This window comes from Capnocytophaga cynodegmi DSM 19736, from assembly GCF_000379185.1.
GTDB lineage: Bacteria > Bacteroidota > Bacteroidia > Flavobacteriales > Flavobacteriaceae > Capnocytophaga > Capnocytophaga cynodegmi.
This window is the reverse complement of the sequence record NZ_KB900705.1, coordinates 21,695-47,496: the sequence shown is the minus strand read 5'-3', so window position 1 is coordinate 47,496 and position 25,802 is coordinate 21,695. Positions and strand designations below refer to the sequence as shown.

Below are 25,802 nucleotides of genomic sequence, written 5' to 3'. Positions count from 1 at the left end.
TTTTTAATATTTTTTTAAGTATAAAAACACAAAATATTGATTAATAAATACTTGTAATTATAAGTTAAAATTTAAAATTTTTCTCTATTGATTTTTAAAAATTTTATTTCTTTGAAATTCACACTAAAAATCATACTTTTGTAAAGCGAACTTTAATTCATTTTCAAATGAAAAATTTATTTTTAATTCTGCTATTTGCTGTATCTATTAACGTAAAAGGACAAACAATTAGTCCTACTCCTCAGCAATTTATCACTGAAGGTCATTTTGTTACACCTACTCATTTTGAATTGAAAACTAAGAATATTTTCTCACAAACTTCTTTATTAAAAGAAATTCTTTCAGAGAGAAAAGGCAAAAAACACGTAATGAATGTTTACATTACTGATAAAAATTCAAAATCGGCAAAGAAATTCGCCTCAAAAATTCCTCATAAAAAAGAAGGATATTATCTGCGAATCGAAAAAAACAACATTTACGTAATAGGTAGCGACTCCAGAGGAACATACTACGGACTTCGGACGTTGGAGCAACTTCTTTCAAAACCTGAACTTCCACTGGGAGAAATCATTGACTATCCCGATTTACCCAATCGAGGTGTAGTAGAAGGCTTTTACGGCACCCCTTGGAGTCACGAAAAACGCATTCGACAAATTGAATTCTACGGAAAACACAAACTCAACACCTATATCTATGGTCCTAAAGATGACCCTTATCATAGCTCTCCAAACTGGCGATTGCCTTATCCTGGAAAAGAAGCCTTACAAATCAAAGAGTTAGTACAAAAATCCAATGAAAATTATGTAGATTTCGTTTGGGCAATTCACCCAGGAAAAGATATTCGCTGGAATGAAGAAGACCGACAAAATTTACTCAAAAAATTTGAAAAAATGTACCATTTGGGCGTTCGGGCATTTGCTGTTTTCTTTGACGATATTTCGGGCGAAGGCACCAATCCGCAAAAACAAGCCGAATTACTCAACTTTCTTCACAATGAGTTCGTTGCTCAGAAAAAAGATGTTAATCCGCTGATTATGTGTCCGACAGAATACAACAAAGCTTGGTCAAATCCTGAAAAACGCTATTTGGAAACATTGGGCGAAACCCTCCACCCTTCCATCGAAATTATGTGGACAGGAAACACCGTAGTTGCAGATATTGACAAGCCCACAATGCAATGGATTAACGCCAAAATCAAACGAAAAGCCTACATTTGGTGGAATTTCCCTGTATCGGATTACGTGCGAAACCATATGCTTTTAGGACCTGCTTACGGAAATACTTCTGATATTAAAAACGATATGTCAGGCTTCGTTTCCAATCCTATGGAACACCCAGAAGCCTCAAAAATAGCCATTTACGGAGTTGCCGACTATACTTGGAATTTAGAAAAATACAATTCGGACACGGCTTGGAAAAATGCCATTGCCGAAATGATGCCCCAAAACAAGGAAGCACTGCTCACTTTCGCAAAACATAATTCGGATTTGGGAGCGAATGGGCATCGTTATAGAAGAGAGGAATCTGTTGAATTTAAGCTTATTGCAGAAAATTTCTTAAAGAATTTGGAAGCATTACACAATCCTGAAACCCAATCTGTTACCGAAGAGTTTGAGAAAATGGTTTGGGCTTCCGAGCAGCTTTTAAAAACTTCTGAAAATAAGTATCTTACTGAAGAATTACATCCTTGGTTGTTACAATTTCAATTAGTAGGAAAAACGGGAGTTTCTGTAATGAAAATGTATAATTCATTGAAAAACAAAGATTACCAACAATTTAAGTCAGCTTATACAAATGTTCAAAATTTACAAAAACAAATGTTTGAAACTGACCAAAATTACAACCAAAATCCGTATCAACCTGGTGTAAAAACAGCAACTTTAGTAGTAGAACCTCTTTTAAATCAATTACTTAAATATAACATTACTAAATTCAATACGGAAACAGGAGAAAATTTGAAACTTTCTCTCAACTTCAATCCGAATACATTGATTACCAATATAAAACAATTGGAAAATCAACCACTTGGGCAAAAAGCAAACGTTTTACGAATATCTCCCGCTTTGGAATATATCTCACTAAAAACCAATGACTTTTTAGGTATTGAATTTGAAAAAATAGTTACCTTAAAATCTGTTATCATTGATTTTGGGGAAGAAACAAGAATTAGTAAAGGTAAAATTCAAATTTCAGCAGATGGAAATCAATGGAAATCCGTAAATGGAACATTCAAAAAATCACGCTGGGAAAGTTCTCAAACTCTTGAAAATGTGAAATTTGTACGTTTCATCAACGATTCCAAACAAACGTATGACATTCAACTAAAACAATTTGAAGTAACAGAAGAATAACAAATTAAAAATCAATACAATAAAACCAAAAAGATCAATGAAAGTAGCCGTTGTGATGGGAAGTAAAAGCGACCTGCCTGTAATGCAAGAAGCCATTACTATTTTAGAATCATTTGATATTGAAGTATTTGTAGACATCGTTTCTGCACATCGTACTCCCGAAAAACTAATGGATTTCAGTACCAACGCACATAAAAGAGGGTTTTCTGTGATTATTGCTGGAGCGGGTGGAGCGGCTCATTTACCTGGAATGGTGGCTTCGATGTCGCCCTTGCCTGTAATTGGCGTTCCTGTAAAAAGTAGTAATTCGATAGATGGTTGGGATTCAGTACTTTCCATTTTACAAATGCCAGGAGGTGTTCCTGTAGCGACAGTTGCTTTAAATGGAGGAAAAAATGCAGGTATTTTAGCCGCACAAATCATTGCGGCACAACAACCTAACGTTTTAGAAAAAATCATAGCTTATAAAGAAGAATTAAAACAAGCTGTGTTAAAATCAGCGGAAACGTTGAAGTAGTAAAATTCTTGTAAAACTATAAAAGGAGGTTTTAAACCAAATGTTTAAAACTTCCTTTTATAATATAATCAACTAAAAATCTATCCTTTATCGATATGTCTACTGATAACCAATTTCTGAATTTCAGTAGTTCCTTCTCCAATAGTACAAAGTTTTGAATCTCGGAAGAATTTTTCAACTGGGAAATCTTTTGTATATCCGTATCCACCGTGAATCTGAATAGCTTCTGTAGCAACCTTTACACAAACTTCTGAGGCGTACATTTTCGCCATCGCCCCTGCTTGAGTCACTTTCTCTTTATTATTTTTCAAATACGCTGCCTTATGGAGTAGAAGTTCTGAGGCTTCTATTTCAGTTGCCATATCTGCCAATTTAAAGGCAATTGACTGAAAATCAATTAATCTTTTTTCAAATTGTGTACGCTCCTTTGCATACTTAACCGATGCCTCATAAGCACCTTTTGCTATACCTAAAGCTAATGCACCAATAGAAACTCTACCGCCATCTAATATTTTCATCGCCTGAATGAAGCCCTCTCCTACTTCGCCTAACAGATTTTCAGCAGGAATTCGGCAATTCTGAAAAATCATTTCAGCAGTTTCACTGGCTCTCATTCCTAATTTATTTTCTTTTTTTCCACTGGTGAAACCTTCTGTACCTCGTTCCACAGCAAAAGCTGAAATTCCGTGTTTATCTCCTTTCTCTCCTGTTCGAGCTATAACCACTGCAATATCTCCTGATTTTCCGTGTGTTGTGAAGTTTTTTGCTCCATTCAAAATCCAAAAATCTCCATCTTTCACAGCGGTTGTTGCCATTCCACCTGAATCTGACCCAGTGTTATGTTCGGTAATTGCCCAAGCACCTATCCACTGACCTGAAGCCAATTTTGGCAACCATTTTTTCTTTTGTTCTTCATTTCCAAATTCAAAAATATGATTGGTACACAATGAATTATGTGCTGCAATTGACAATCCTATGGAAGGATCTACTTTTGAAATTTCCTCAATAATAGTTATGTAATCGTGATAATTTAAACCTAATCCTCCGTAAACTTCAGGCACCAAAACTCCCATAAAGCCCATTTCACCAGCTTTTTTGAATACTTCTATTGGAAATTCCTGACTTTCATCCCATTTCATAATATTAGGACGAATATATTTTTCAGAGAAATCTCTCGCCACCTCGGCTATCATTTTTTGTGTTTCAGAATAGCTAAAATCCATTTCTAATCCTACTTTAGTTATAAAATCTCTACGCAAAAAGTTTGCAATTTTACGAAAAATATTTGATTTTACAAAATAAATTATGATTAATCAATATACAAATACATTTGTATTTTTCTTATTTTTTCCTGATTAAATTCATTTATTTTCAAAAGTTCATCAAAATTTTTAATTTTTACTAATTCCAGACGAAGAGCAACAATCTTTTTAGCTTCATCAAACTTAATGTATGGAATTTTAGCTAATTCATACATATTTAACTCGTTAAGGTTCTTTTTCTGAATATTTGGTAAGGTCTTTACCTCAAATTGTTCTGCAACACGATTGAAAACTTCAGTATCTAATCCATATACTTCGGAAACTTGCATAATTTCACTAAATCCTTGTAATTTTTTTCTGTATTTTAAAATTCGATCGGAAAGAATATCTCCAATGCCATATATTTTCATAAAATCTTCCTTAGAAGCTAAGTTCACATCTTTTTTGATATTTACTTTCTGGTGTACAATTTCTTGTTTAACACTCTTCTTTTCAACTGGTTTTGATTTGTTTACCCAATCAGGAAATTTAAAATAAGGAGAAATTTTTAAAAGTAGACTATCCGAAATCTTGGTAACTTCCTGAAATTCTTTCGCCGAATTTACAAACTTATTTTGCCTACGAAAAGCCAATAACCTATCAATTTCCTCAGGTTTCATTCCTAAAGTAAATCCCTTATAATCAGTTATAAAATTAGGGTTGAAAGGATAAATAGTATCTTTTTTTGGTTGTAGTGCAATTTTCCTTAATGAATCCAGCTCCTTGTTTAATTCCGCTAATTGCTCTTGTTGAACATCAATTTTATCTTCCGAAAAATCAACAACGAAATACATAATTTGCAAGATAAAAATAATGATAATCAGAAAAATAATCCCTATCTGTTGGTTTCGGTTAAATGTAGAAAAGCGTTTCATAAACCCTGAAAATTAATATTCCGATACAAATATATCATTTTCAACAAAGAATGAAAAACTAATTTCATTATTCCATAAAAAAAGCAGTGTTTATCCGTAGAAAAACCTGCTTCTTTATCTTTTTTCATCATTAGACTATCCCGAGTACGTATGCACGCTCATTTGGGCGGTAGGCAAGTAATTGACTCCAAACCAACAGACTAACAATAACAAAAATGCAATTATTACAATCAGAAAACTGTTAAAAGGCTGTTTTTCTTTATGTTTGTATTTGTAGTGAATGTACACCAAATAAGCAAGCCAAGTAATGAAAGCCCACGTTTCTTTTGGGTCCCACGTCCAATAATGCCCCCAAGCTTCTTTCGCCCACAAAGCCCCAAAAAGCAAACCAAAGGTCAGAAAAACATAACCAATTTTTATCAATTGGTCAGTTACTGCAATAGCATTTTGAGTATCTCTTTGTTTTTTACAAAGATAAATTCCATAAACCGCAGTAAGTGAAGCCATTCCGAGCATTGCGTAAGCAAAAATATACACAATTACGTGCGGAATGAACCACACACTTTGCAATGCCGGCATCAAGGTTTTGTTCATCGTATCCGGACGGAAAAACGTTACCAACATAAACACAATGCCCATCAAAGCCGAGTAATTCAACATCCATTTTTGGCGATATAACAAATAAATTGAAAAACCAATCAACCCCATAAAAAAGGCATACCAAATACGTGTTTCAGCCAAAGTTCTCAATGGCGGACGATCAAGTTCTATCCATAACTTTGCTATAAAAACTCCAATAATTAGAGTTGCTAAAAGATGAAGCGATAAACTTAACTTTCTGTACATCTGATTTTTAGAATAGATAAGAATTCCTGAAGCTATCCATAAAATCAAAATCGCTAATGTTATATAATTAAAATACTGCCACATAATTATCTTCTATTTACAAATAAAAACGCTATTCCTCCTGCCATCAAAATAAAAATCCCGGTGTAAACTACAGGTAACCAAGGATCTAAAATAAGTTCAACAACACTAAGTTCCGACCAACGCCCCATACGCTCATCATAACTCACCTGATACACCTTCCAACCATCAACTTTTATTGGGTGATTGACTTCAATTTTTTTATTGCGAACCTCTTCCGTATCTTTTTGATAAATAGACACTTCCGACTGAAACTTACGTGCTTCGGCAGGAGCCATCACTAACGTATGTTCGGCATCAAGTTGAATGGTTCGTGGTGGCAGCTGAAAATTTCCTGCCGAAATCCATTCCTGTTTTTTTTCTCCAGTTTTCAGATTTTCAACCGTAACAAAAGCTGCATTTGTTGCCCCCCACATTCCGTGATTAACATAAGTGCTATCTGTCTCAGGAACAGCCTTTTCAAAATACTGATGTTGTGTAATTTTCCAATTGAGAATCTCTCCCTGTGAGCCATCTTTTTCAAGCATAAACCCCATTGGTTTACTCTTCGGAAGTGCATTTCCTGCGGAATCAATTACAAACAATTTATTAGGGTAAATATCTATGTCAAAAGATTTTAACTCCATCGCAATAGGCAGTTCAATAACATTTCCATTGTCATCTGTGGCACGCCATTCCACTTTATCTTTGTACAAATCCATTTTAAGACGAACCAAATCGCCTTGCCCCAAAACCCCCGCAAACATTATGAGCCAAAGTCCAAAATGATTCAACAAAAAAGTAATGTTTTTCTTCTGATAAACCATTGAACGTTTGAGGATCGCTAACCATAAATTCGTCAGAGCCATCAAATAAATAAGAGCAAAATACCACGTTTTGGTAATATCGTCCAAGCCCAAATTTAGCCAAAAAGAATTTGCGTGATGCTCCTGCCCAACGCTAATGCTGCCGAGCCCAATAGTTAGCACACCAAGCGTTATCACTGTAACAATAGCAAAAGGAGTACTTGAATGCAGATTGATAAAGTTTTTCTTCTTGAAAATAAAGAAGATAGCTGTATTTAGAAAAACAAATGCTAATCCGCCTATGATATTTTGTGGAAAACTGAACCAACTCTTCGGGATACTTCCTAAAAAATACTGCAAAATAAATCCCAACAACAGTGATAACAAGGCAATTACTACCGAGTAGCGATACTGATTGCTTTTGTGAAATTCTTTATCTAAGTTCATATATTTTCTTCGTTTACATCTATAAAAAAACCGCTGCAGAATTATTTTTTTAAACTAAAAACCCTGCAACGGTTGTTATTGTTTTCTTACGAAAATACTATTTTTGAGTAACCAAGTTTCCTTTTTCTTTGGCTTCTTTTATCCATTTCGGAACGATGGTTTTCATAAATTGTTTTTTGTTTGCTTCTTCTTTTTCCATATCCAAACCAATGATTGACTGTGCTTTGGCTTTCGTACTGATGTCTGGCATTTCAAATTTAGCCGTAATTTTAAGTTTGTCTGTCAGTCCATTCATATCCGATTCGGCTTGCATAGCATAGAACATACCATCACCTAATACTTTTTGAGACTCAATCGGTGCGTGGAACGCTGCTCCGTGCGATGCTGTGATGAAATCCCAACGCCATTGTGATTTACGGATGAGGTCTAAAATTGGTTTCATTTGCTCCTCAGTGGCTCCATTGTCCCACAAGAATTTGGCTTGGAAGTGTACTTTCGCTAATTGTTTTTCCAAACGATTTCGGAGTGTGAATACATAGTCTTGACGCTCGTAAACGTTTTTAATCAATTCTTCCTCAGGTTGTCTGTGACAAACTTGGCAACTTGCATTTACGTTTCTGAGCGGACTGCTTATGTGGTGGTCAGTATATTTCACACCTCCTTCTGTTTTGTAAGGCATATGACAATCCGAACACGAAACACCGCGCTGAGCGTGAATTCCTAGTTGGAAAATCTCATAATCAGGGTGTTGTGCCTTAAGAATTGGCGTACGGCTCACTTTATGAACAAAGTCTGTCCAACCTACATTATCATAGAATTTCTCAACATCCTCAACTTTTTTTCCGTGATCCCAAGGGAATGTCAAATAATTACTTTCTTTTTTGAAGTAATACTCCACGTGACACTGAGCACATACCAGTGAACGCATTTCCTGATGAGTAGCTTTGGTAATGTCTTTTCCTTGACGATTAAACGCTTCAACAAGAGCTGGTTGCGTGATAGTCAAATTCATTGTTTTCGGGTCGTGACAGTTAGCACAACCTATAGGATTCACGATTTCATTTCCTAATTCGTCCCAATGTCCTTTATAATAATTTTCAATACCAATTTTGTTCATCATTCGAGGGACATCAGGACTTTTACAAGTCCAACAAGTGCTAGGCTGTGGTGAATGTGTTGAATCGGTTGGAGAACCCGTACGAAGTGTATGAGTAACATCGGCAACGGCGTGCATATGTCCACGAGGAGCCGTATAATCTTTTGAGAACGCATATCCCGCCCACAAAATCACCATTTCAGGACGTTCAGCCAACAGGTCATCATTATCACTACTCATATATTTGGCTCTGAAAGTAGTATCGGCAGTTTGTAGCCAAGACTGGTACTCACGTTGATAATACTCTCCCCAGATTTCATTTCGAGCCTCAAAATCCTTGATATCGGTATTTGCTCTTGAAATGATTTGTGCTTCGGCTTTTCTTCCCATAATGGAATTAGCAAGCATTCCTAAAAGGAACGTTACAACAGCCAAAATTCCTACGATTAACCAATTTTTCTTTTTCATCGCTAAGTGTATTAATTGTCAGTCAATATTTTATATTTCGTTTCTTTATAATTATTTGCCTTTCTGCTGGTTTTTAACCATATTCTGAAGCCACTCAGGCACAGGTTCTGAAGCGAGAGGCACTCTGGCATTCGGAGCTGAATTCAGTCCACGAACATTTCCGTGAGGCACATCGGTATGGCATTCCCAACAGAGTTTTCCTTGGTCAGCGTGTGCCATCTGAGCTGTAACATTTCCTGTTCCCACAACACTATTTAGCTGGTCGTGACAACGGATACAGTTCTCTTGTACCACCATTTGCCCTGGTTTGTGCATTGTGATCACCTGTGGTTCCATACGGAAGGTAAACATCGTTGCGTGTCTTAAACCATCACTTGCCTTAAAATAGTACTTCCTAAAGAAATTATCGTGCGGAACGTGACAGTCGTTACACACGGTATTTCGCCCGTGCGAAGAGTGAAACCACGTGGAATACTCTGGTGCCATAATATGGCAATTCACACAAGCTTTAGGATCATCAGACAGATAGGAATACGCTTTGGATATATAAAAAATGTATCCACTAAGCCCAAGTAATACTCCTACCAAAGAAGGAATTAAGTATCTGAAATACTTATTCTTTTTTACCTGTTTTGTTTCTTTATTCGTTGTTGCCATCACTAAAAAAAGATATTTGTATCTTATTGTTGCAAATCTATAAACTTTTAGCTACATTTGCAATACAAAATGCTGTACTTTTAAAGATTAATCGTATTTTATTGTCATTCTAAATAAGAGCTTATTATGTATAACATAACGTATTAAATTTAGGGTATAAAACATCTTTGGAACTTAAAATTAACTAAGATATGAGAACACATTTATTTTCAGTGGTCGCGTGTGGAGTTTTTACGACTCTTTGTACATCTTTGGCAAATGCCCAAGAGACAAACAATGAATTTTCTCTTTCGGCTCAAATACGTCCGCGTTTTGAATACCGAAATGGGGCTTATCGTCCTTTGCAAGAAGGTGAATCACCTGCAATTTTAGTAAACAATCGTACACGATTGAACTTTGATTACAAAAATGAAGATAAGTTACATTTGTACGTTTCTTTACAGAATGTAAACATTTGGGGACAAGCACCTCAAATTCAAGTAAATGACAAAACAGGAGGAGCTTCTATTTTTGAGGCATATGCTTCTTTCCCAATCGCTCCGAAATGGAATGCTAAAATCGGACGACAAATGATTGTTCTGGACGATGATCGAATTTTTGGTTCGCTGGACTGGCATCCTGCAGGACGTAGCCACGATGCTGTGAACTTAAATTGGAAAGCTTCTGACAAATTTTTGCTCCGCACTTTCTTTGCTTTCAACCAAAATTATACCGATAAAGCAATGAATATCAATAGTCCTGCTGTTCAGCATTTTAGCCCTGCTAATGCACAACCTTATCAGCATATGGAAACTTTCTACGGATTGTACAGCATCTCACAAAGCAATCGTATTTCTTTCTTATTGAGTAATTTAGGCTTCAAAGACGATAACACTTCCGATAAAGTTCACAATATGCAAACTTTTGGATTTCATTACGTGGGAGCTACAAACGATTGGAAATACGGACTAACTTCATACTTCCAAACGGGTAAAAATGCGGCAGGAGCCACTAAAAGTGCTTATATGTTTGCTCTGAATGCAGGATACAAATTTTCAGACGTATTTAGCCTATCGGGAGGAATTGACTATCTAAGTGGAAGAAATGCTGGTGATACTTCGGGCAAGGACAAGGCTTTCAATCCTTTCTCAGGAACAAATCATAAATTTTACGGATTTATGGACTATTATTACGTTCCAGCGGTAAATCCTTCTGGACTTATCAATCCGTACTTAACCGCTAATTTCCGTACTGGTGAAAAAAGTAACCTTTCTGCAACTTGGCACAATTTTTCATCTGCAGGAATAGTTTATGATAGTAAAGGCAATAAAAAACGCGGTTTGGGCAGCGAAATCGATTTGGTCTATACACTTAAAGTACAACCTTATATCGGGCTACAAATGGGATATTCTACCTATTTTACAACCGATGCTTTGAAAACACTTAAAAAAACGCCTAATGCCAGAGGCTATCAAGATTGGTTTTGGTGTAGCCTAAATATCAATCCTAAGATTTTTTCGGCTAAATTTTAACAATTAATAATAACTATTTTTTTTATAAAAAAACCTTCTCATTTAAATCTCTGAGAAGGTTTTCTTTTAATAGAAAAGGAGTAAAAAATAATAAAAACTTCCACTCCTTCAAAAAATTTAGTTTCTTTGTTTTATTCTTCTGATTCGCTGACTTCTACTTTTTCATTTTTATTCGTTTTGTTTCCCTTGCCATTTAAGACCATATATCCTAAAGTTCCACCTAAAATTGATGCTGCAAAAATACCTATTTTGGCTTGATCCATATAAAGTGGATTTTTGAAAGCTAAAGTGGTCACAAATAATGACATTGTAAAACCAATCGCAGCCAGAAGTCCTAATCCGACAAGATTACGGAAATTCATTCCTCTTGGATAAGGTGACAATTTAAGAACTTTTACCATAAATACCGTGAAACCTGCTACGCCAATCACCTTTCCAAAAAACAAACCAAGTGCAACACCTAAGGCAATATTAGTGCTAAATAACTGCTCTACATCTATCGATAAGGAAACTCCAGCATTTGCCAAAGCAAAAATTGGTATTACAATAAAAGTAACAAAAGGATGCATTGCGTGTTCCAAACGTTGTAATGGAGGAATTGACCTACGTGTATCTACATTTATTTTTTCCAACAAATGCAACTGTTTCTCAGTAAGTGTTGGAATTTTATTATTAGGATCTAATCGTTTGAATTTCTTCAAATAACTTTGAATATTATGTACGTACTCATTTTCTTTCATTTGCACATCAGTAGGAATCATAAACGCAATCAATACCGCCGCAATTGTAGCGTGAACTCCCGAAAGCAGAAAAGCACACCAAATAACGGCTCCTATCAGTGCGTAAAATAATACGTGACGTATCCCAATTCGCTTTCCTAAGTAAAGAATAAATAACATTCCCAGCCCAATTCCTAAATTCGCTAATGAAATTTCAGAAGTATAAAAGAAAGCGATTACCAATACTGCTCCAAGATCATCAACAATTGCCAATGCCGTCAAAAATACTTTTAATGATATTGGTACTTTATTTCCTAATAAATACAACACTCCTAATGAAAAAGCTATATCTGTCGCCATAGGAATTCCCCAACCTCCGTGAGCTTCTCCTGTTGGGTTTAATGATATATATATAATCGCAGGCACAAGCATTCCGCCTATAGCCGCTCCAATTGGCAATAATGCCTTCCGAGGATTAGATAATTCCCCTGCTACAATTTCTCGTTTTAATTCAAGTCCTACGACGAAAAAAAACAATGCCATCAATCCATCGTTAATCCAATGGTGTAATGGCATATCTAAATATGTTTTTCCATCAAATGTAAATCCTAAATGATGTTCAAAAAAATGGAAATAATGCTCTGACCAAGGTGAATTTGCCAACACCAAAGCAATGATAACATTAATTCCTAAAACAATCCCCCCCGATTTCGCCTGTTTGGTAAATCTGTGAATTGGAGAGGTTAACCGGTCTATCAGATGTTTCTCCATATATTGTAGTTTTATCGTGGTAAAATTAATATTTTTTCAATAAAAAATCAAGATAATTTCGGAAAAAACAAAATTACTCATAATAAAATAAACGTATTGATTTCTGTTATAATTATTTGCAATTACATTTTTCTTAACTTTTCTTTATAAAAAAAGAACAATGAAATATGCTTCATTGTTCTTTTTCAATAACACTTAGTACAAAAGTTTATACTTTTAAAATCTCAGCTTCTTTAACTGCTAAAACTTCCTCTACTTTCTTAATATATTTATCGGTAAGTTTCTGTACACTTTCTTCCGCACCTTTTTTTACATCTTCGGAAGCTTCTGTTTTTTTAATTTCTTTATTTGCTTCCTGACGAGCATTTCGTATACTTATTTTTGCATCTTCTCCTTCTCCCTTAGCTTGTTTGACAAGTTCTTTACGTCGTTCTTCAGTCAGAGGCGGTACACTAATAATGACAACATCACCATTGTTCATCGGATTGAACCCTAAATTAGCTAACATAATAGCCTTTTCGATAGGTTGAATCATTTTTTTCTCCCAAGGTTGAATCGTAATTGTACGTGAATCTGGTGCACTTACGTTTGCTACTTGGCTCAATGGAGTTTGCGACCCATAATAATCCACAAAAACGCTTCCTAACATTTGTGGACTTGCCTTTCCTGCACGAATGTTACCCAAAGCCTTATCCAAATGCGTCAAAGCTCCCTGCATTGCCTCTTCTGTGCTATCCAAGATAATATCTATTTCTTCATTCATATAAATTGATTTTCTTTACAAAGTTTTATTTTCAATGATGTTTTTACAAATTCACAGTAGTTCCTACATTATCACCTGAAACTACCTTCAACAAATTTCCTTTTTTGTTCATATCAAAAACAATTATTGGTAGTTCATTTTCTTGACTTAATGTAAAGGCTGTCATATCCATAACTTTCAAACCTTTATTCATTACCTCATCGAAAGTGATATTATCAAATTTTACTGCGTTTTTGTCTTTCTCTGGGTCAGCAGTGTAAATTCCATCTACGCGAGTTCCCTTTAATATAACATCAGCATTAATTTCAATAGCTCTCAAAACTGCCGCCGAATCGGTTGTGAAATAAGGGTTTCCAGTTCCTGCACCAAAAATTACTACACGCCCTTTCTCCAAGTGACGTACCGCTCTGCGACGAATAAAAGGCTCCGCTATCGCTTCCATAGTAATGGCAGTTTGCAAACGCGTAAAAACACCTTCTTCCTCCAAAGCACTTTGTAAAGCAAGTGAATTTATTACTGTCGCTAACATTCCCATATAATCGCCTTGCACTCTGTCCATTCCGTTACTTGCCCCTGCAACGCCACGAAAGATATTTCCACCTCCAATAACGATTGCTATCTCAACTCCTTTTTCTACAACTTGTTTAATCTCAGTTGCGTATTCTTTTAAACGAGCTGGATCTATGCCATATTGACGTCCTCCCATCAAAGCTTCACCGCTCAATTTCAACAAAATTCTTTTATATTTCATACCTTTTGTTTATATTATACAATCTGATTGACAGAGATTTATAAATTTAGATTTATTTAGAAATATCACGCATTAAATTCCTAAAAATTTATAATTTCAGAAACGTTACTCTGTACAGCTCACAAAGATATAAAATTTTATAAATAATAAAAAAATCAGTTTTATTTTTTTTGTATCATTTTTTATACTATTTTTGGAACCTAATTTCTAAAACATCTATTTATGAAATATTATTTTTGGTTCTTATGCTTGCCCTTTGTGTTTATTTCGTGTAATGGAAATAATTCAAACTTAACAGACCAAGAAAAAGAAAAAATAAAACAAGCTAAACTTGACTCTATCGTTGAGGTGAAACTCAATGAAATAAATAAAGATGAAGTGGATACTTTCCCTATATTCAAAGGTCTCTGTTCTGACACGCTACCCAAAGAAGAACAAAAGAAATGCTTTGAAAACTCTTTCGTAAAATTACTCACAGAGAAACTTCAGAAAGAAAAACTTGAGGCTTTGGAGACAATCAACGAAAAGATATTAGTAAACATTAAAGTTGATAATTCAGGAAATGTTGCACTTGTTGGGTTGGAAGCTACTGATGAAATCATCAAAACTTTGGCAACAACCAATCAATCTTTTGAAGAAATCTTAGCCACACAACTAAGCAATATTTCAAAAGAAAATCCTGTAATTCCCGCTACAAAACAAGGATTGGAAGTAAGTACACAATTTACAATTCCTATTGTGATTAATGTAAAATAGTTTTGGAGAAAATAATTTTAGGAGTTGACCCTGGAACTACCGTGATGGGTTTTGGGCTTATCAAAGTTGAAAAACAACAAATGGAGTTATTACAACTCAATGAATTACAACTAAAAAAATATTCCGACCATTATCTAAAACTACGTATCATTTTTGAACGTACTTTGGAGCTTATCGACACGTATCATCCTGATGAATTGGCAATCGAAGCTCCTTTTTTTGGCAAGAATGTGCAATCAATGCTTAAACTTGGGAGAGCTCAAGGGGTAGCGATGGCTGCTGGACTTTCTCGCCAGATCCCAATTACTGAATATGAGCCTAAGAAAGTTAAAATGGCTATCACTGGTAATGGAAATGCCTCCAAAGAGCAAGTCGCGAAAATGCTTCAACAATTACTAAACCTTAAAGAATTACCAAAATACTTTGACTCCACTGATGGATTGGCTGTTGCTGTATGTCACTTTTTCAATAGTGGACGAGTTTCTTCACAAAAATCATACAATAATTGGGAAGCTTTCGTAAAACAGAACGAAAATCGGGTGCGTTAATATCTCAAAAAATTGCATAGTCTTTATATTCATATTCCTTTTTGCAAACAAGCCTGTCACTATTGTGATTTTCACTTTTCAACAACCTTAAAACGAAAAAGTGAAATGGTCAGCTCTATCTGCAAAGAATTGATTTTAAGAAAAGAAGAAGCCTCCAACAGTCAATTACAAACCATTTATTTTGGAGGAGGAACTCCCAGCATACTCTCTTTTGAAGAATTGAAAAACATTCTGCAAACTATTTACAAAAATTACGATATTAGCCCCAATGCTGAAGTCACTTTGGAGGCAAATCCTGATGATTTTTTCAGAGACAGCTCCTCTCCTACCAAATTACTTTCAAATTTAAAACAATTGGGCATAAATCGGTTGAGTATTGGTATACAATCTTTCTACGAAGAAGATTTACGCCTTATGAATCGAGCTCATAACGCTACTCAAGCAGAATTACTCCTTTTGGAAGCTCCAAAATTCTTTGATAATATCACCATCGACTTGATTTACGGCATTCCTAATATGACCGATGAGCGTTGGCAATCCAATATCCATAAAGCACTCTCATTTGGTGTTCCTCATATATCAGCGTATGCATTAACTATTGAACCTAAAACTGCCTTACACAAGTTTATCGCTCTGGGAAAAGTCCCTAATGTTAATGAACAACAAGCTCATTCGCATTTTGTATCAATGATTTCTATTCTGGAGAAAGAGGGATTTATTCATTATGAGTTTTCCAACTTCGGGAAGGAAGGATATTTCAGCCGTAACAACACTGCTTATTGGTTTGGGAAGAAATATATGGGAATTGGTCCTTCGGCTCATAGTTTCAACGGAACTGAACGCAGTTGGAACATCGCCAACAACATAAAATACATCGAACAGATACAAAAAGGCATAATTCCTGCAGAAAAAGAAATACTTTCACAAAACGACCGATACAACGAACTAATTATTACCCGAATCCGAACGATGATTGGCATTTCCGTTGAAGAAGTTGAAACGACTTTCGGAAAAAAACACAGCGATTATCTGCTTTTACAAGCTAAAAAACATATTACAAACGGATTACTCTCCATAAATAACAAGCATCTTGTTACAACTACCAAAGGAAAGTTCCTATCCGATGGCATTGCCACTGATTTATTCATCGTTGATTGATAAAAACATAAAAAAATCCGAAGAATTTTATGAGTTCTTCGGATTTTTTGTGCAGATTTAGGATTTATAACACCGCGATACACGAAATTTCAACCTCAACAAACTTAGGCAAGTTCGCTACTTGAACCGTTTCACGGGCAGGAGCTGTTTTTTCATCAAAATATCTACCATAAACAGCATTTACCTCAGCAAATTGATTCATATCTGCCAAAAATATGGTTGTTTTCACCACATTTTCAAAATTAGCTCCAGCAGCTTCAAGCACTGCTTTTAAGTTTTCCATTACCTGAACTGTAGCAGCTTCAATTCCTTTTACAACCTCATTGGTTTTTGGGTCAACAGGAATTTGCCCTGACACATACAAAGTGTTACCTGCCAAAGTTGCTTGATTATAAGGACCAATTGGAGCAGGAGCGTTTTCTGTAAAAATAATACGTTTCATATATTTACTTGTTTTTAATTATTTACTTATCTATTGATGCGTTAATTCTTATTTCTTTTTGAAAGATATATCGAGCTTTTGTACATTTCCAACCCCATCTTTGGCAATCATTTCCAACCTATAGGTGTCTGTTTTCTTCGTATCGATGTCCGAAAAGTCGAATGTGAGAGTTTGTGTTTTTGGTTCATATTCGAACAAAATCCACTGTCCATTCAAAGTTGCTGAATAACTTTCTACACCACTTAAATCATCTTTTATCTCCACTTTTAGGGTTGAAGCTGTAACTGTTGCATTATTTTTAAAGTTTAACGGACGTAAAGTCGGAGCTATGGTATCTTTCATTAGCGTAAACCTTCCTAAATTACGTGTTCGAGTTGTAAATAATCCGTTTTTATAAATAGTTCGCTCAGCTGAAGGTTTATTTTTCTCGTTTAGCCGAGCTATAAACACCTTTTGAGCTTCTTTTTCACTAAATTTCTTATTATTGAACGACAAATTAAAGAATTTATGCACCGCTGTTGCAGGATTATGTAACGTTAATGTATCATTCTTACTTTCTATCTGAATTAAAAAATCCTCGTAGAAAGTTCTTTCAGGAAAATAGACATTTCCTCCATCGAACGTGAAATATTGGTCACGTCCTGCAATTACAACTTCTCCGCTGACCATTGGTCGAGCCTCTTTGATGTCCAAATTCTTCCCTTCCAAAGGAATATTTATTTTGGAGATGTTCCCCTTAATATCCTCTGCAACAATTGTAACAAGATATTCTGTATTTTGCTGAACATCAAGCTGTCCTTCATTCTTATTTTCTGTATAAATGGTAGAAATTCTATTGCCTTTAGTACGATAAAGCAATTGTACACGCGACTTTTTTTCCACATACGTTTGATAATCAATAAATGTATTGATATAACGAGCTTCATTAAAGCTAAGTTTATCAAATACATACTGAAAATGCGTTTCTCCATTTACCGCTAAGCTCACTTTGTACACGCCGTTCTGATGATGCGTATCATTTTGCTTATCTATGGACTGCAATCCAAATCCTATTGCTCCACTGGCAAGAATTTTATCAGCGAGATACGAACCATCAGCTTGTTTTGTAAGTTTTACAACTTGCGGAAGTTGCGATTGATTTACCTGAGCTTCTTTTCCGAGCGGATACACCATCACTTGGTACACATCGGGCGGGATATTGTCCTTTATTTCATATCCATATAGTAGCGGATTGAGAGCATTGGAGTTAGCATCACGGATTTCAAAATGCAGATGCGGACCTGCACTACTTCCCGTATTGCCTCCAAGCCCTACAACTTGTCCTTTCTTTATCACTAACTCATTTTCTTTCGGATAGGCATCTATTTCAAACGATTTTCGGTTGTATTGTCGCTTCTTGATATAGGTTTCAATAACCGGAGCAAATTTTTGCAAATGTGCATACACGCTTGTATATCCATTGGGGTGCGTTATGTACAGAGCTTTGCCATATCCATATGCACCCACTTTAATTCGCGATACGTAACCTTCTTTTATAGCGTATATGTTAAGCCCCTCACGCCCCTGTGTTTTGAAATCAACCCCCGCGTGAAAATGATTAGGACGTAATTCTCCAAAATTACCCGATAATAGCAATGGAATATCCAGAGGAGAGGCAAAATCCGTTTGTGCAAATGAAAATGAGCATAATAGTAGCGACCATATAGCCGTTAGTGATAATTTCATATCGTGTGATTAAATATTTTTTTTATAAAATGTGTTTCTTTTTATATGTTTTTTTATTCGTTTTGAATGATTGTATCTATCCAAATAGCTATTCTACTTATAATACTGACGGAAATTACAAAAATAAGTACTTCTGTCAGAAATTTTTATTGTAAAAGACTTCAACTTCGCTCAGTCTGATGACTATTTTTTTCAGAGCGATATTTATTCTTTTTGGATTGTTATTAATTTTGGTTTATTCTGACAAAAATATTTCAAATAGACATATTTTTTGAGTTATTTCATCAAAAAATCTTTGCCAAAATCGTGAAACTTTGGCAAAGATAATACATTATTTTGTTATTTTTAGCCTCGAACCGATTTTACGATGCTTTCCAACAACTGAGGTTTGTCTTCCAGAGCTATTTTTGCTACGCTGTATAACTCTCGCACCCATTTTTCCAACTCACTGAATGCCGCATCTTTATTTTTGGTAGCTTGTTGAGTCTCTCCTTTTTCATTCTGATACACAGCATACGCTTTTTCGGCTTGAACGATGCCCCCTAATTGCGATTTGATGTGTGCTTCATCAACTTTCAGACGTGAAATAGCTTGGCGTAAGGTTTCATCTTGGTCAAGCACGTTGTAAAAATTCTTCATTTCTTCCATCAGCGAGGCAATACTCTTTGAGGGCAAGGCTTTTAAACGAAGCGTACGCAAATGGGTATCTTGGTCTTTGAAGACAATCTTTCCTTTCTTGCGGTCTTTCATAAAAATAGACAAAATGGAATTAAATTTCTGGTCAAAATCAGCATATGATTCCGTTTCTTCTTTGGTCTCTTTCAGATTGGTTTGATGCAACTGAATTGCTTTATCATACAAAGCCTTTCCTTGTGCGATTTCTTCTTCTCCGTAACCATATTCAGCCATTTCTCTGGCGATTTCGGCATTATTTTTCAAATTTTCAAACAGAATTCCAAAATTCTGTATCATTCCTGCGATTGTGTAGTAATTTTTCCTCATTTTATTTAATTTTTATGTTTCTTTTTATCAAATGATGCTTCATTTCTATTAGATGACGCTCCATTTCTATTAGATGATGCTCCATTTCTATTAGATAATGCTCTATTTCTATTAGATAATGCTCCATTTCTATTAGATGATGCTTCATTTCTATTAGATGGTGCTTCATTTCTATTAGATAGCTTTTTATTTCTATCAGATGATTTTATTTTTTCATCGATATTTCAGAAAAAAAACGAAATCTAAATTTTATTTCTGTTAGATTTTTTATCTCTTTATATATTTCATTTTCAAATATATGACAAACTTATGTTTTATAGTTTTAATTTCCAAATTTTTTAACAAAATAAAAAGACGAACAGGGCAATTCCTATTCGTCTGCTGATTATTTATGTAGTATTTAAGTATGATTTTCCTATATAGTAGGTCGTTTCTGCACCACTTCGAACACTCTTTTATCATCACATTTGAGCGTTTTGGACGGAAACTTCAGAATAAGTGCATAATCGTGCGTTGCCATCAAAATAGTACGCCCCGATGCATTGATTTCCTTCAGAACTTGCATAATTTCAACACTGGTTTCGGGGTCTAAATTCCCCGTAGGCTCATCGGCTAAAATAAGTTCAGGGTCGTTAAGCAAAGCACGTGCAATTGCGACACGTTGTTGCTCCCCTCCGGATAGTTCGTGCGGAAATTTTTTCGCTTTATCTTCCATTTTTACTTTAGCAAGAACCGTTTCTATACGTTGTTTTATTTTTTCTTTATCCTGCCACCCTGTTGCCTTCAGCACAAAGGATAAATTGTTAAAAACACTTCTGTCCGAAAGCAATTTAAAGTCCTGAAACACAACTCCCAGCTTTCTCCGCAATAGCGGAATCTCACTCTCTTTGAGGTTCTTCAGGTCAAACCCAACGACGCTTCCCTCACCCTTTTTCAGAGGCAAATCACCATAGAGGAGCTTTATCAGACTACTTTTTCCTGTTCCCGTCTTTCCGATAAGGTACACTAATTCCCCTTTGTTGATTGTCAGGTTAATTTCTGTCAGGATCAGGCTCGAACGTTGATATATTGAGGTGTCTTTTAGGTCTAATACAGGTTTTTCCATCGTTGTTTGTAATGAATTTTGTTGTTTTTAATTGCGAAGGAGCTTCATTTTATTTGATTAATCTTCGTAAGGCACTCATTTCTTTGTATTTTTTACGGGCTTCCTCTGCCGGATAACCAAAGTACGTTTGCCCACCTTCCAAAGATTTTGAAATTCCACTTTGTGCCAGAATAATTGCTTTTGCTCCTATGGTAATTCCGCTTGTCATTCCTACTTGTCCCCAGATAGTTACTTCATTTTCAATAACTACACACCCTGCGATACCAGTTTGCGAAGCAATTAAGCATTTTTCACCAATAATTGTGTCGTGCCCTACGTGAACTTGATTGTCTATCTTCGTTCCTCGTTTGATTGTCGTATCGCCTGTAACGCCTCGGTCGATAGTACACAAAGCTCCCAAATCCACATCATCTTCAATAACTACTCTCCCACCCGATTTTAACTTATCGAATCCTTCTGGACGCTTTTTATAATAAAATGCATCGGCTCCCAGCACACTTCCTGCGTGAATGGTAACGTTATCACCAATAATGCAATCATCGTAAATACTTACGTTAGAATGAATCGTGCAATTTTTCCCGATTTTCACATTATTTCCTATGAATGCTCCGTGTTGTATGATAGAGTTTTCCCCAATTTGAGCCGATGGAGCAATCAACGCTGTAGATTTCTGAAAAGGTTTGAAGAAGTCTGTTAGTTTATTAAAATCCCTGAATGGGTCGTCAGAAATGAGAAGTGCTTTTCCTTCAGGACATTCTACTTCTTTGTTAATCAAGATGATTGTAGCTCTGGATTGCAAGGCTTTGTCATAGTACTTTGGATGATCGACAAAAACGATGTCTCCCTCCTCCACTACGTGGATTTCATTCATACCAAGTACAGGAAAATTTTCATCACCTACGAAAGAACTCTTGATGATGGTTGCAATTTGTTTGAGTGTATAGGGTTGTGGAAATTTCATTTTACTTCTTTGTTTTTGAAAAACGCTATTTTCGGATTGGTTCTTATGTTAATAATCGTATTTTATTCATCAAATAATCCTCTGTATTAGGACCTTCGTGGAAAAGTAAATCCAATATACTCAGATTAGGCAAAAATCCGTGCTTATCCGAAAAAATTTGATGATATTCTTCCATCTGTAAAGGAAATTCCTTTTTGGCTGAAGTTAAGAAACGGAAATCTTTAACCTGTTTGGGTTCTGCCTCATAACTCTTTGTTTTATCAAAGTTGATATCAGTTTGCAAACAAGCCAACAAGGTTTGAATTGTATCCATATTTACGTCCAACAGAAAGGTATATTTCTTCTCAAAAAGTGGCAATAAATCATCTTCATAGTACTCGAAAAAAGGTGAGGTTCGATAAGCCGTTTCAAGGCTCTTCCAATGCAATCGCTGCCAAGGAAAATGATTTTCCACTCGAACATCTTTGAAAAGTTGTCGTCCCGTTTCCCCACCAACGTGCTTAATAGGCAAGTTTAACGCTTGTTTTCCGTTAGCTCCGTAAATATAAGCTCGATTTCGGAGGGTTTGTTTTTGATAATTATCTGATACTTCCAAAACACAAGGATGTTTGAGTATCAAATGAAATTGAGCAATACTCGGGAAATATGTTGGGTGAATTAATACACTATGTGTTACCATATTCTGATTAATTGATTTTTAAAATTTTTGAAAAATAAGAAATTATTTATTATCCTTTGCTTTCTTTCTTTTTCTGGAATAAAATTCATATCCTCCCCAAACCAAAACTATGATAACAAGGGCGTAATATCTGTAAGAAACAGGTTCTCCTTCCCCATTAACAGTTGTAAACAATCTGTTCCAACGGATTTTGTTCAAGCCTGAGGCATTTTTGTCTGTACTCATCCAAATCAGAACAGGTTTTCCAAGTACGTGATCTTCAGGAACAAATCCCCAATAGCGGCTATCTTCCGAATTATGACGATTATCTCCCATCATCCAATAATAATTCTGTTTGAAAGTATAAGAATTTGTCCGTTCTCCATTAATTAAAATATCATTACCTTTGATTTCCAAAGAATTATTCTCGTAAACTTCTATAATTCTTTTGTAAAGTGGTAAATTTTCAACAGAAAGCGTAACTGTTTGTCCCTCAGCAGGAATTGTTATAGGTCCGTACTGGTCTTCGTTCCAAGGGAATTTCTCAGAATGCGGAAATACAGCCTGATTATACTTCCCAGCCTCTTCGATTCGCTTTTTAACAGAAACTACGTTAGGGCTTTTTCTCAGAGCTTCGGCAACTTCTTCCGTCAATGATGAAAACACATATATATTTGGCTGAATTTGTGTAAAATAGTCAGTCACATCAAACTGTTGATACATAAAAGCTGGAGTTAACTGACCAATATTAGGCTTTGTTTCAACCACATAGGAAGTTTGCAACTTTGTTCTCACAGAATAAAGCTCTTTCTTCCCGTTGATGTAAACATCTCCATCTTTGATTTCAAACTTATCGCCAGGTACGGCTACGGTTCGTTTTACATAATTGGATTTTTTATCAATAGGCTTATCTACGTGAATATTGGAGTTATCACGAAAGAAACGCACCGTGTCAGTAGGCCAATTAAAAACCGTAATATCATTACGCTCAATTTTTTGCAATGCAGGTAAACGCAAATAAGGCAATTGAGGAACCTTCAAATATGATTTGGTACCCACTAACGGAATTGAATCGTGAACCATTGGCAATGAAAGTGGCGTCATTGGCACCCGTACTCCGTAATGAAACTTACTAACAAACAGAAAATCACCAACTAACAAAGTTTTTTCCAACGACGAAGTTGGAATCATATAGGGTTGAATAAAATACGTATGAATTGCCGAAGCTGCAACCACAGCAAATAATGTAGCACTTATCCACGAAGATACATTCTTCTTAATTACTTCATTATCTTTTCCTATATATTTAGTTGTAGGTAAATAAGTTACGTAAGCTGTAAAAATTCCTAAAGTAAGAACAGAAATTAAAGTATATCGCTTTTTTCGATAACCGAAAACGTGTAACCATTCGTAGTTCATTACGATGAGCATAATATTCCCAATTACAGGCAAATACATCAGAAAAAGCCACCACCACGGACGCTCTATAATTCTTAAAAATATAATATTATTATAAAAAGGTACAAAAGCCTGCCAAGCCTTATAACCTGCTTTTTCATAGCCTTTCCAAAAATATAATCCACTGATTATCTGAGCTATAATAAGAATATAAATATATAACATAATCTGTTTTTTAAGTTAAACATCACAAATATAGAAATTTATTTCATATAAACTCTATTTTAGTATTTTTCAAGTTCGAAAGTTAGAATATTTATAATTACTAAAAACATAACTAAAATCCTAAATTCAAATTAAATGCTTCTCGAAATTCTTTTAGTAAAGGATTAATTTCGAGTAATTTTTCATATTTATCATCAGGAGTAACTAAGATTTTTTTGGTTAATTCCTCATTTTTAATAAGTTTTAACGAAATATCATAATTTCGTAATGATTTTCGTAAAAAATCAAGTAATCTGGCCTCATTATTAGAAATTTCTGTATAAGCAGTACTATTAGAAACCTCTAAATGAATAACTTTATCTTTAAGTTCGGGAACGCTCATCTGAAAATAGGAAGCCTGAATTCGTTCTCCTTTTGCTAATAAACTTTCAATGTAAGCATTCCAAAAACGAAAAAAATCGACTTCGGAAAACTCCTCTCGTGGCAAAGAATTTGGGTCGATAATATCCTCTTTCAAATTCTTCTTTACTTCAGTTTTTAATTGAATACTGCGTATTGAAAAACTTGAAACTACCTGATTTCGTTCTTGTTTTGTTATTTTTGGAATATTATGCTGAATTCTGGAAGTTGCTGTTTGTGCATTTAATTTGTCCTCATTAGTAGGTTGGTCAGAGTGCTTTTCTTCCTTTAAATCTGGTTGATTATTAAATATGTATGCTGGAATTATGAAGCGTCCATCATTTTTTTTTTATCACCTTCAAAGGTCAGAGAAGCAAGTTGCATCAATGCAATTTCAACCAATAATCGCGGATTTTTACTGGTTCTATACTTCAGATCACAATCGTTAGCAATGGTGATGGCTTCCATCAAAAAAGGTACAGAAGCCTTTTGAGTTTGTTGCAGATACTTTTTTTGAGTCTCCTCACTTACTTCCATAAGTGAAATCGTGGTAGGATTTTTACAAACCATCAAATCTCTGAAATGACTTGCCAAACCAGATATAAAATGATGACCATCAAATCCTTGTGAAATAATATCATTAAAAGATTTTAATAACTCAGGAAGTCTATTTTCTAGAATAAGGTCTGTAATAGTAAAATACGTCTCATAATCAAGTACATTCAATATCTCAGAAGTAGCCTGACGCGTAATTTTATTCCCTGAGAAACTAACTACTCTATCAAAGATAGAAAGAGCATCACGCATCGCTCCGTCTGCCTTTTGAGCAATAATTTGAAGTGCTTCAGCTTCAGCTTCAATACCTTGTTCTTGAGCAATATACTTTAAATATTCACGAGCATCATTTACTGTAATTCTCTTGAAATCAAATATCTGACATCTTGACAGAATTGTTGGAATAATTTTATGCTTTTCAGTTGTTGCCAGAATAAAAATTGCGTGTTTTGGGGGTTCTTCTAACGTTTTTAGGAAAGCATTAAAGGCTGCCGTTGAAAGCATATGCACCTCATCAATAATGTACACTTTGTATTTTCCTACCTGAGGCGGAATCCGCACTTGATCGATAAGTCTGCGGATATCGTCTACACTATTGTTAGAAGCGGCATCTAATTCAAATACGTTGAATGCGAAGTCATTATCATCTTGTACCTCCGAAGTTTGCTCGTTAATTTTTTTTGCCAAAATCCTAGCACAAGTAGTCTTCCCTACACCACGAGGTCCTGTAAAGAGGAGTGCCTGAGCCAAATGATTGTTCTCAATGGCATTCATAAGTGTACTTGTAATTGCTTGTTGCCCAACTACATCACGAAATGACTGCGGACGATATTTTCTTGCGGATACTACAAAATGATTCATACTGCAAAAATAAAACGTTTTATGCAAAAAAACAAAAACTTAATCTCCTAAAAAAGTTCTGAGATTAAGT

General features: G+C 35.2%; 25 protein-coding genes. 6 read left to right on the top strand and 19 right to left on the bottom strand.

Translation table 11 applies throughout. From position 1 onward, the window contains the following. The first annotated feature begins 167 nt into the window (after positions 1 to 167). Positions 168 to 2,351 (top strand): beta-N-acetylglucosaminidase, encoded by a 2,184-nt coding sequence (locus YW9_RS0102520; protein ID WP_018278608.1) that lies wholly within the window; start codon positions 168 to 170, stop codon positions 2,349 to 2,351. A gap of 37 nt (positions 2,352 to 2,388) precedes the next feature. Continuing rightward, the gene (purE, locus tag YW9_RS0102515; RefSeq protein WP_018278607.1) at positions 2,389 to 2,868 is read left to right on the top strand and encodes a 5-(carboxyamino)imidazole ribonucleotide mutase; all 480 of its coding nucleotides are present in this window, start codon (positions 2,389 to 2,391) and stop codon (positions 2,866 to 2,868) included. A gap of 80 nt (positions 2,869 to 2,948) precedes the next feature. Here the strand turns inward: purE and YW9_RS0102510 are convergent, their stop codons facing one another. From YW9_RS0102510 to nrfH, 6 genes are all read right to left on the bottom strand, one after another. Continuing rightward, a complete protein-coding gene (locus YW9_RS0102510) occupies positions 2,949 to 4,091 on the bottom strand; it encodes an acyl-CoA dehydrogenase family protein (protein ID WP_018278606.1) in 1,143 nt (380 codons plus the stop codon). A gap of 86 nt (positions 4,092 to 4,177) precedes the next feature. Then, positions 4,178 to 5,044: a helix-hairpin-helix domain-containing protein gene (locus YW9_RS0102505; RefSeq protein ID WP_018278605.1), complete on the bottom strand. Its 867-nt coding sequence runs from the start codon at positions 5,042 to 5,044 to the stop codon at positions 4,178 to 4,180. Between the two features lie 135 nt (positions 5,045 to 5,179). After that, positions 5,180 to 5,974: a cytochrome c biogenesis protein CcsA gene (gene ccsA / locus YW9_RS0102500; protein WP_018278604.1), complete on the bottom strand. Its 795-nt coding sequence runs from the start codon at positions 5,972 to 5,974 to the stop codon at positions 5,180 to 5,182. 2 nt (positions 5,975 to 5,976) lie between these two features. Then, positions 5,977 to 7,203: a cytochrome c biogenesis protein ResB gene (locus YW9_RS0102495; RefSeq protein ID WP_018278603.1), complete on the bottom strand. Its 1,227-nt coding sequence runs from the start codon at positions 7,201 to 7,203 to the stop codon at positions 5,977 to 5,979. Positions 7,204 to 7,300: 97 nt separating this feature from the next. Then, positions 7,301 to 8,767: an ammonia-forming cytochrome c nitrite reductase gene (gene nrfA / locus YW9_RS0102490; RefSeq protein ID WP_018278602.1), complete on the bottom strand. Its 1,467-nt coding sequence runs from the start codon at positions 8,765 to 8,767 to the stop codon at positions 7,301 to 7,303. 51 nt (positions 8,768 to 8,818) lie between these two features. Further along, entirely contained in the window at positions 8,819 to 9,424 is a 606-nt protein-coding gene (gene nrfH / locus YW9_RS0102485) for a cytochrome c nitrite reductase small subunit (RefSeq protein ID WP_018278601.1), read from the bottom strand. Between the two features lie 191 nt (positions 9,425 to 9,615). Between nrfH and YW9_RS0102480 the strand changes: the two genes are divergently transcribed. Further along, a complete protein-coding gene (locus YW9_RS0102480) occupies positions 9,616 to 10,935 on the top strand; it encodes an alginate export family protein (protein ID WP_026193763.1) in 1,320 nt (439 codons plus the stop codon). A gap of 131 nt (positions 10,936 to 11,066) precedes the next feature. Here YW9_RS0102480 and nhaA read toward each other — a convergent pair whose 3' ends face one another. From nhaA to pyrH, 3 genes are all read right to left on the bottom strand, one after another. Next, positions 11,067 to 12,425, bottom strand: a complete 1,359-nt coding sequence (gene nhaA / locus YW9_RS0102475) for a Na+/H+ antiporter NhaA (protein WP_018278599.1) — start codon at positions 12,423 to 12,425, stop codon at positions 11,067 to 11,069. Between the two features lie 208 nt (positions 12,426 to 12,633). Next, entirely contained in the window at positions 12,634 to 13,188 is a 555-nt protein-coding gene (gene frr, locus YW9_RS0102470) for a ribosome recycling factor (protein ID WP_018278598.1), read from the bottom strand. A gap of 43 nt (positions 13,189 to 13,231) precedes the next feature. After that, positions 13,232 to 13,939 carry a UMP kinase gene (gene pyrH / locus YW9_RS0102465; protein ID WP_018278597.1) on the bottom strand — a complete coding sequence of 236 codons (708 nt, stop codon included), beginning with the start codon at positions 13,937 to 13,939 and terminating at the stop codon, positions 13,232 to 13,234. 222 nt (positions 13,940 to 14,161) lie between these two features. Here pyrH and YW9_RS0102460 point away from each other — a divergent pair, with 222 nt between their 5' ends. The 3 genes from YW9_RS0102460 to hemW are packed head-to-tail and all read left to right on the top strand — an operon-like array spanning position 14,162 to position 16,401. Continuing rightward, positions 14,162 to 14,695, top strand: a complete 534-nt coding sequence (locus YW9_RS0102460) for a hypothetical protein (RefSeq protein ID WP_018278596.1) — start codon at positions 14,162 to 14,164, stop codon at positions 14,693 to 14,695. A 2-nt stretch (positions 14,696 to 14,697) separates the two neighbouring features. Further along, on the top strand, positions 14,698 to 15,243 hold the full coding sequence (ruvC, locus tag YW9_RS0102455) for a crossover junction endodeoxyribonuclease RuvC (protein WP_018278595.1): 546 nt from the start codon (positions 14,698 to 14,700) through the stop codon (positions 15,241 to 15,243). A gap of 12 nt (positions 15,244 to 15,255) precedes the next feature. Continuing rightward, entirely contained in the window at positions 15,256 to 16,401 is a 1,146-nt protein-coding gene (hemW, locus tag YW9_RS0102450) for a radical SAM family heme chaperone HemW (RefSeq protein WP_081615884.1), read from the top strand. A 64-nt stretch (positions 16,402 to 16,465) separates the two neighbouring features. On the opposite strand, the gene YW9_RS0102445 is transcribed toward hemW, so the two are convergent. The 10 genes from YW9_RS0102445 to dnaX all read right to left on the bottom strand — a co-directional run bounded on the left by YW9_RS0102445 (position 16,466) and on the right by dnaX (position 25,732). Next, positions 16,466 to 16,843 carry a RidA family protein gene (locus YW9_RS0102445; protein WP_018278593.1) on the bottom strand — a complete coding sequence of 126 codons (378 nt, stop codon included), beginning with the start codon at positions 16,841 to 16,843 and terminating at the stop codon, positions 16,466 to 16,468. Between the two features lie 48 nt (positions 16,844 to 16,891). Then, positions 16,892 to 18,568: a M23 family metallopeptidase gene (locus YW9_RS0102440; RefSeq protein ID WP_026193762.1), complete on the bottom strand. Its 1,677-nt coding sequence runs from the start codon at positions 18,566 to 18,568 to the stop codon at positions 16,892 to 16,894. 345 nt (positions 18,569 to 18,913) lie between these two features. Continuing rightward, on the bottom strand, positions 18,914 to 19,570 hold the full coding sequence (locus YW9_RS0102435) for a hypothetical protein (protein ID WP_018278591.1): 657 nt from the start codon (positions 19,568 to 19,570) through the stop codon (positions 18,914 to 18,916). A 1-nt stretch (position 19,571) separates the two neighbouring features. Further along, complete coding sequence (locus tag YW9_RS13420) at positions 19,572 to 19,739, bottom strand: hypothetical protein (RefSeq protein ID WP_155848707.1); 168 nt, start codon at positions 19,737 to 19,739, stop codon at positions 19,572 to 19,574. A 246-nt stretch (positions 19,740 to 19,985) separates the two neighbouring features. Then, a complete protein-coding gene (locus YW9_RS0102430; protein ID WP_018278590.1) occupies positions 19,986 to 20,675 on the bottom strand; it encodes a cell division ATP-binding protein FtsE in 690 nt (229 codons plus the stop codon). Between the two features lie 49 nt (positions 20,676 to 20,724). Beyond that, positions 20,725 to 21,636 carry a UDP-3-O-(3-hydroxymyristoyl)glucosamine N-acyltransferase gene (locus YW9_RS0102425; protein WP_018278589.1) on the bottom strand — a complete coding sequence of 304 codons (912 nt, stop codon included), beginning with the start codon at positions 21,634 to 21,636 and terminating at the stop codon, positions 20,725 to 20,727. Between the two features lie 43 nt (positions 21,637 to 21,679). Beyond that, positions 21,680 to 22,315 (bottom strand): WbqC family protein, encoded by a 636-nt coding sequence (locus YW9_RS0102420; RefSeq protein ID WP_018278588.1) that lies wholly within the window; start codon positions 22,313 to 22,315, stop codon positions 21,680 to 21,682. 42 nt (positions 22,316 to 22,357) lie between these two features. Next, the gene (lepB, locus tag YW9_RS0102415) at positions 22,358 to 23,917 is read right to left on the bottom strand and encodes a signal peptidase I (RefSeq protein ID WP_018278587.1); all 1,560 of its coding nucleotides are present in this window, start codon (positions 23,915 to 23,917) and stop codon (positions 22,358 to 22,360) included. A gap of 112 nt (positions 23,918 to 24,029) precedes the next feature. Beyond that, positions 24,030 to 24,434 carry a hypothetical protein gene (locus YW9_RS0102410; protein WP_231555653.1) on the bottom strand — a complete coding sequence of 135 codons (405 nt, stop codon included), beginning with the start codon at positions 24,432 to 24,434 and terminating at the stop codon, positions 24,030 to 24,032. 206 nt (positions 24,435 to 24,640) lie between these two features. Continuing rightward, on the bottom strand, positions 24,641 to 25,732 hold the full coding sequence (gene dnaX / locus YW9_RS0102405) for a DNA polymerase III subunit gamma/tau (RefSeq protein ID WP_018278585.1): 1,092 nt from the start codon (positions 25,730 to 25,732) through the stop codon (positions 24,641 to 24,643). Positions 25,733 to 25,802: the final 70 nt, after the last annotated feature.

Excerpts from the sequence above, each read along its gene's own strand:
- YW9_RS0102520 (WP_018278608.1), top strand. The coding sequence starts at position 168 with ATGAAAAATTTATTTTTAATTCTGCTATTTGCTGTATCTATTAACGTA.
- purE (WP_018278607.1), top strand. The coding sequence starts at position 2,389 with ATGAAAGTAGCCGTTGTGATGGGAAGTAAAAGCGACCTGCCTGTAATG.
- YW9_RS0102510 (WP_018278606.1), bottom strand. The coding sequence starts at position 4,091 with ATGGATTTTAGCTATTCTGAAACACAAAAAATGATAGCCGAGGTGGCG.
- YW9_RS0102505 (WP_018278605.1), bottom strand. The coding sequence starts at position 5,044 with ATGAAACGCTTTTCTACATTTAACCGAAACCAACAGATAGGGATTATT.
- ccsA (WP_018278604.1), bottom strand. The coding sequence starts at position 5,974 with ATGTGGCAGTATTTTAATTATATAACATTAGCGATTTTGATTTTATGG.
- YW9_RS0102495 (WP_018278603.1), bottom strand. The coding sequence starts at position 7,203 with ATGAACTTAGATAAAGAATTTCACAAAAGCAATCAGTATCGCTACTCG.
- nrfA (WP_018278602.1), bottom strand. The coding sequence starts at position 8,767 with ATGAAAAAGAAAAATTGGTTAATCGTAGGAATTTTGGCTGTTGTAACG.
- nrfH (WP_018278601.1), bottom strand. The coding sequence starts at position 9,424 with ATGGCAACAACGAATAAAGAAACAAAACAGGTAAAAAAGAATAAGTAT.
- YW9_RS0102480 (WP_026193763.1), top strand. The coding sequence starts at position 9,616 with ATGAGAACACATTTATTTTCAGTGGTCGCGTGTGGAGTTTTTACGACT.
- nhaA (WP_018278599.1), bottom strand. The coding sequence starts at position 12,425 with ATGGAGAAACATCTGATAGACCGGTTAACCTCTCCAATTCACAGATTT.
- frr (WP_018278598.1), bottom strand. The coding sequence starts at position 13,188 with ATGAATGAAGAAATAGATATTATCTTGGATAGCACAGAAGAGGCAATG.
- pyrH (WP_018278597.1), bottom strand. The coding sequence starts at position 13,939 with ATGAAATATAAAAGAATTTTGTTGAAATTGAGCGGTGAAGCTTTGATG.
- YW9_RS0102460 (WP_018278596.1), top strand. The coding sequence starts at position 14,162 with ATGAAATATTATTTTTGGTTCTTATGCTTGCCCTTTGTGTTTATTTCG.
- YW9_RS0102445 (WP_018278593.1), bottom strand. The coding sequence starts at position 16,843 with ATGAAACGTATTATTTTTACAGAAAACGCTCCTGCTCCAATTGGTCCT.
- YW9_RS0102440 (WP_026193762.1), bottom strand. The coding sequence starts at position 18,568 with ATGAAATTATCACTAACGGCTATATGGTCGCTACTATTATGCTCATTT.
- YW9_RS0102435 (WP_018278591.1), bottom strand. The coding sequence starts at position 19,570 with ATGAGGAAAAATTACTACACAATCGCAGGAATGATACAGAATTTTGGA.
- YW9_RS13420 (WP_155848707.1), bottom strand. The coding sequence starts at position 19,739 with ATGAAGCACCATCTAATAGAAATGAAGCATCATCTAATAGAAATGGAG.
- YW9_RS0102430 (WP_018278590.1), bottom strand. The coding sequence starts at position 20,675 with ATGGAAAAACCTGTATTAGACCTAAAAGACACCTCAATATATCAACGT.
- YW9_RS0102425 (WP_018278589.1), bottom strand. The coding sequence starts at position 21,636 with ATGAAATTTCCACAACCCTATACACTCAAACAAATTGCAACCATCATC.
- YW9_RS0102420 (WP_018278588.1), bottom strand. The coding sequence starts at position 22,315 with ATGGTAACACATAGTGTATTAATTCACCCAACATATTTCCCGAGTATT.
- lepB (WP_018278587.1), bottom strand. The coding sequence starts at position 23,917 with ATGTTATATATTTATATTCTTATTATAGCTCAGATAATCAGTGGATTA.
- dnaX (WP_018278585.1), bottom strand. The coding sequence starts at position 25,732 with ATGAATCATTTTGTAGTATCCGCAAGAAAATATCGTCCGCAGTCATTT.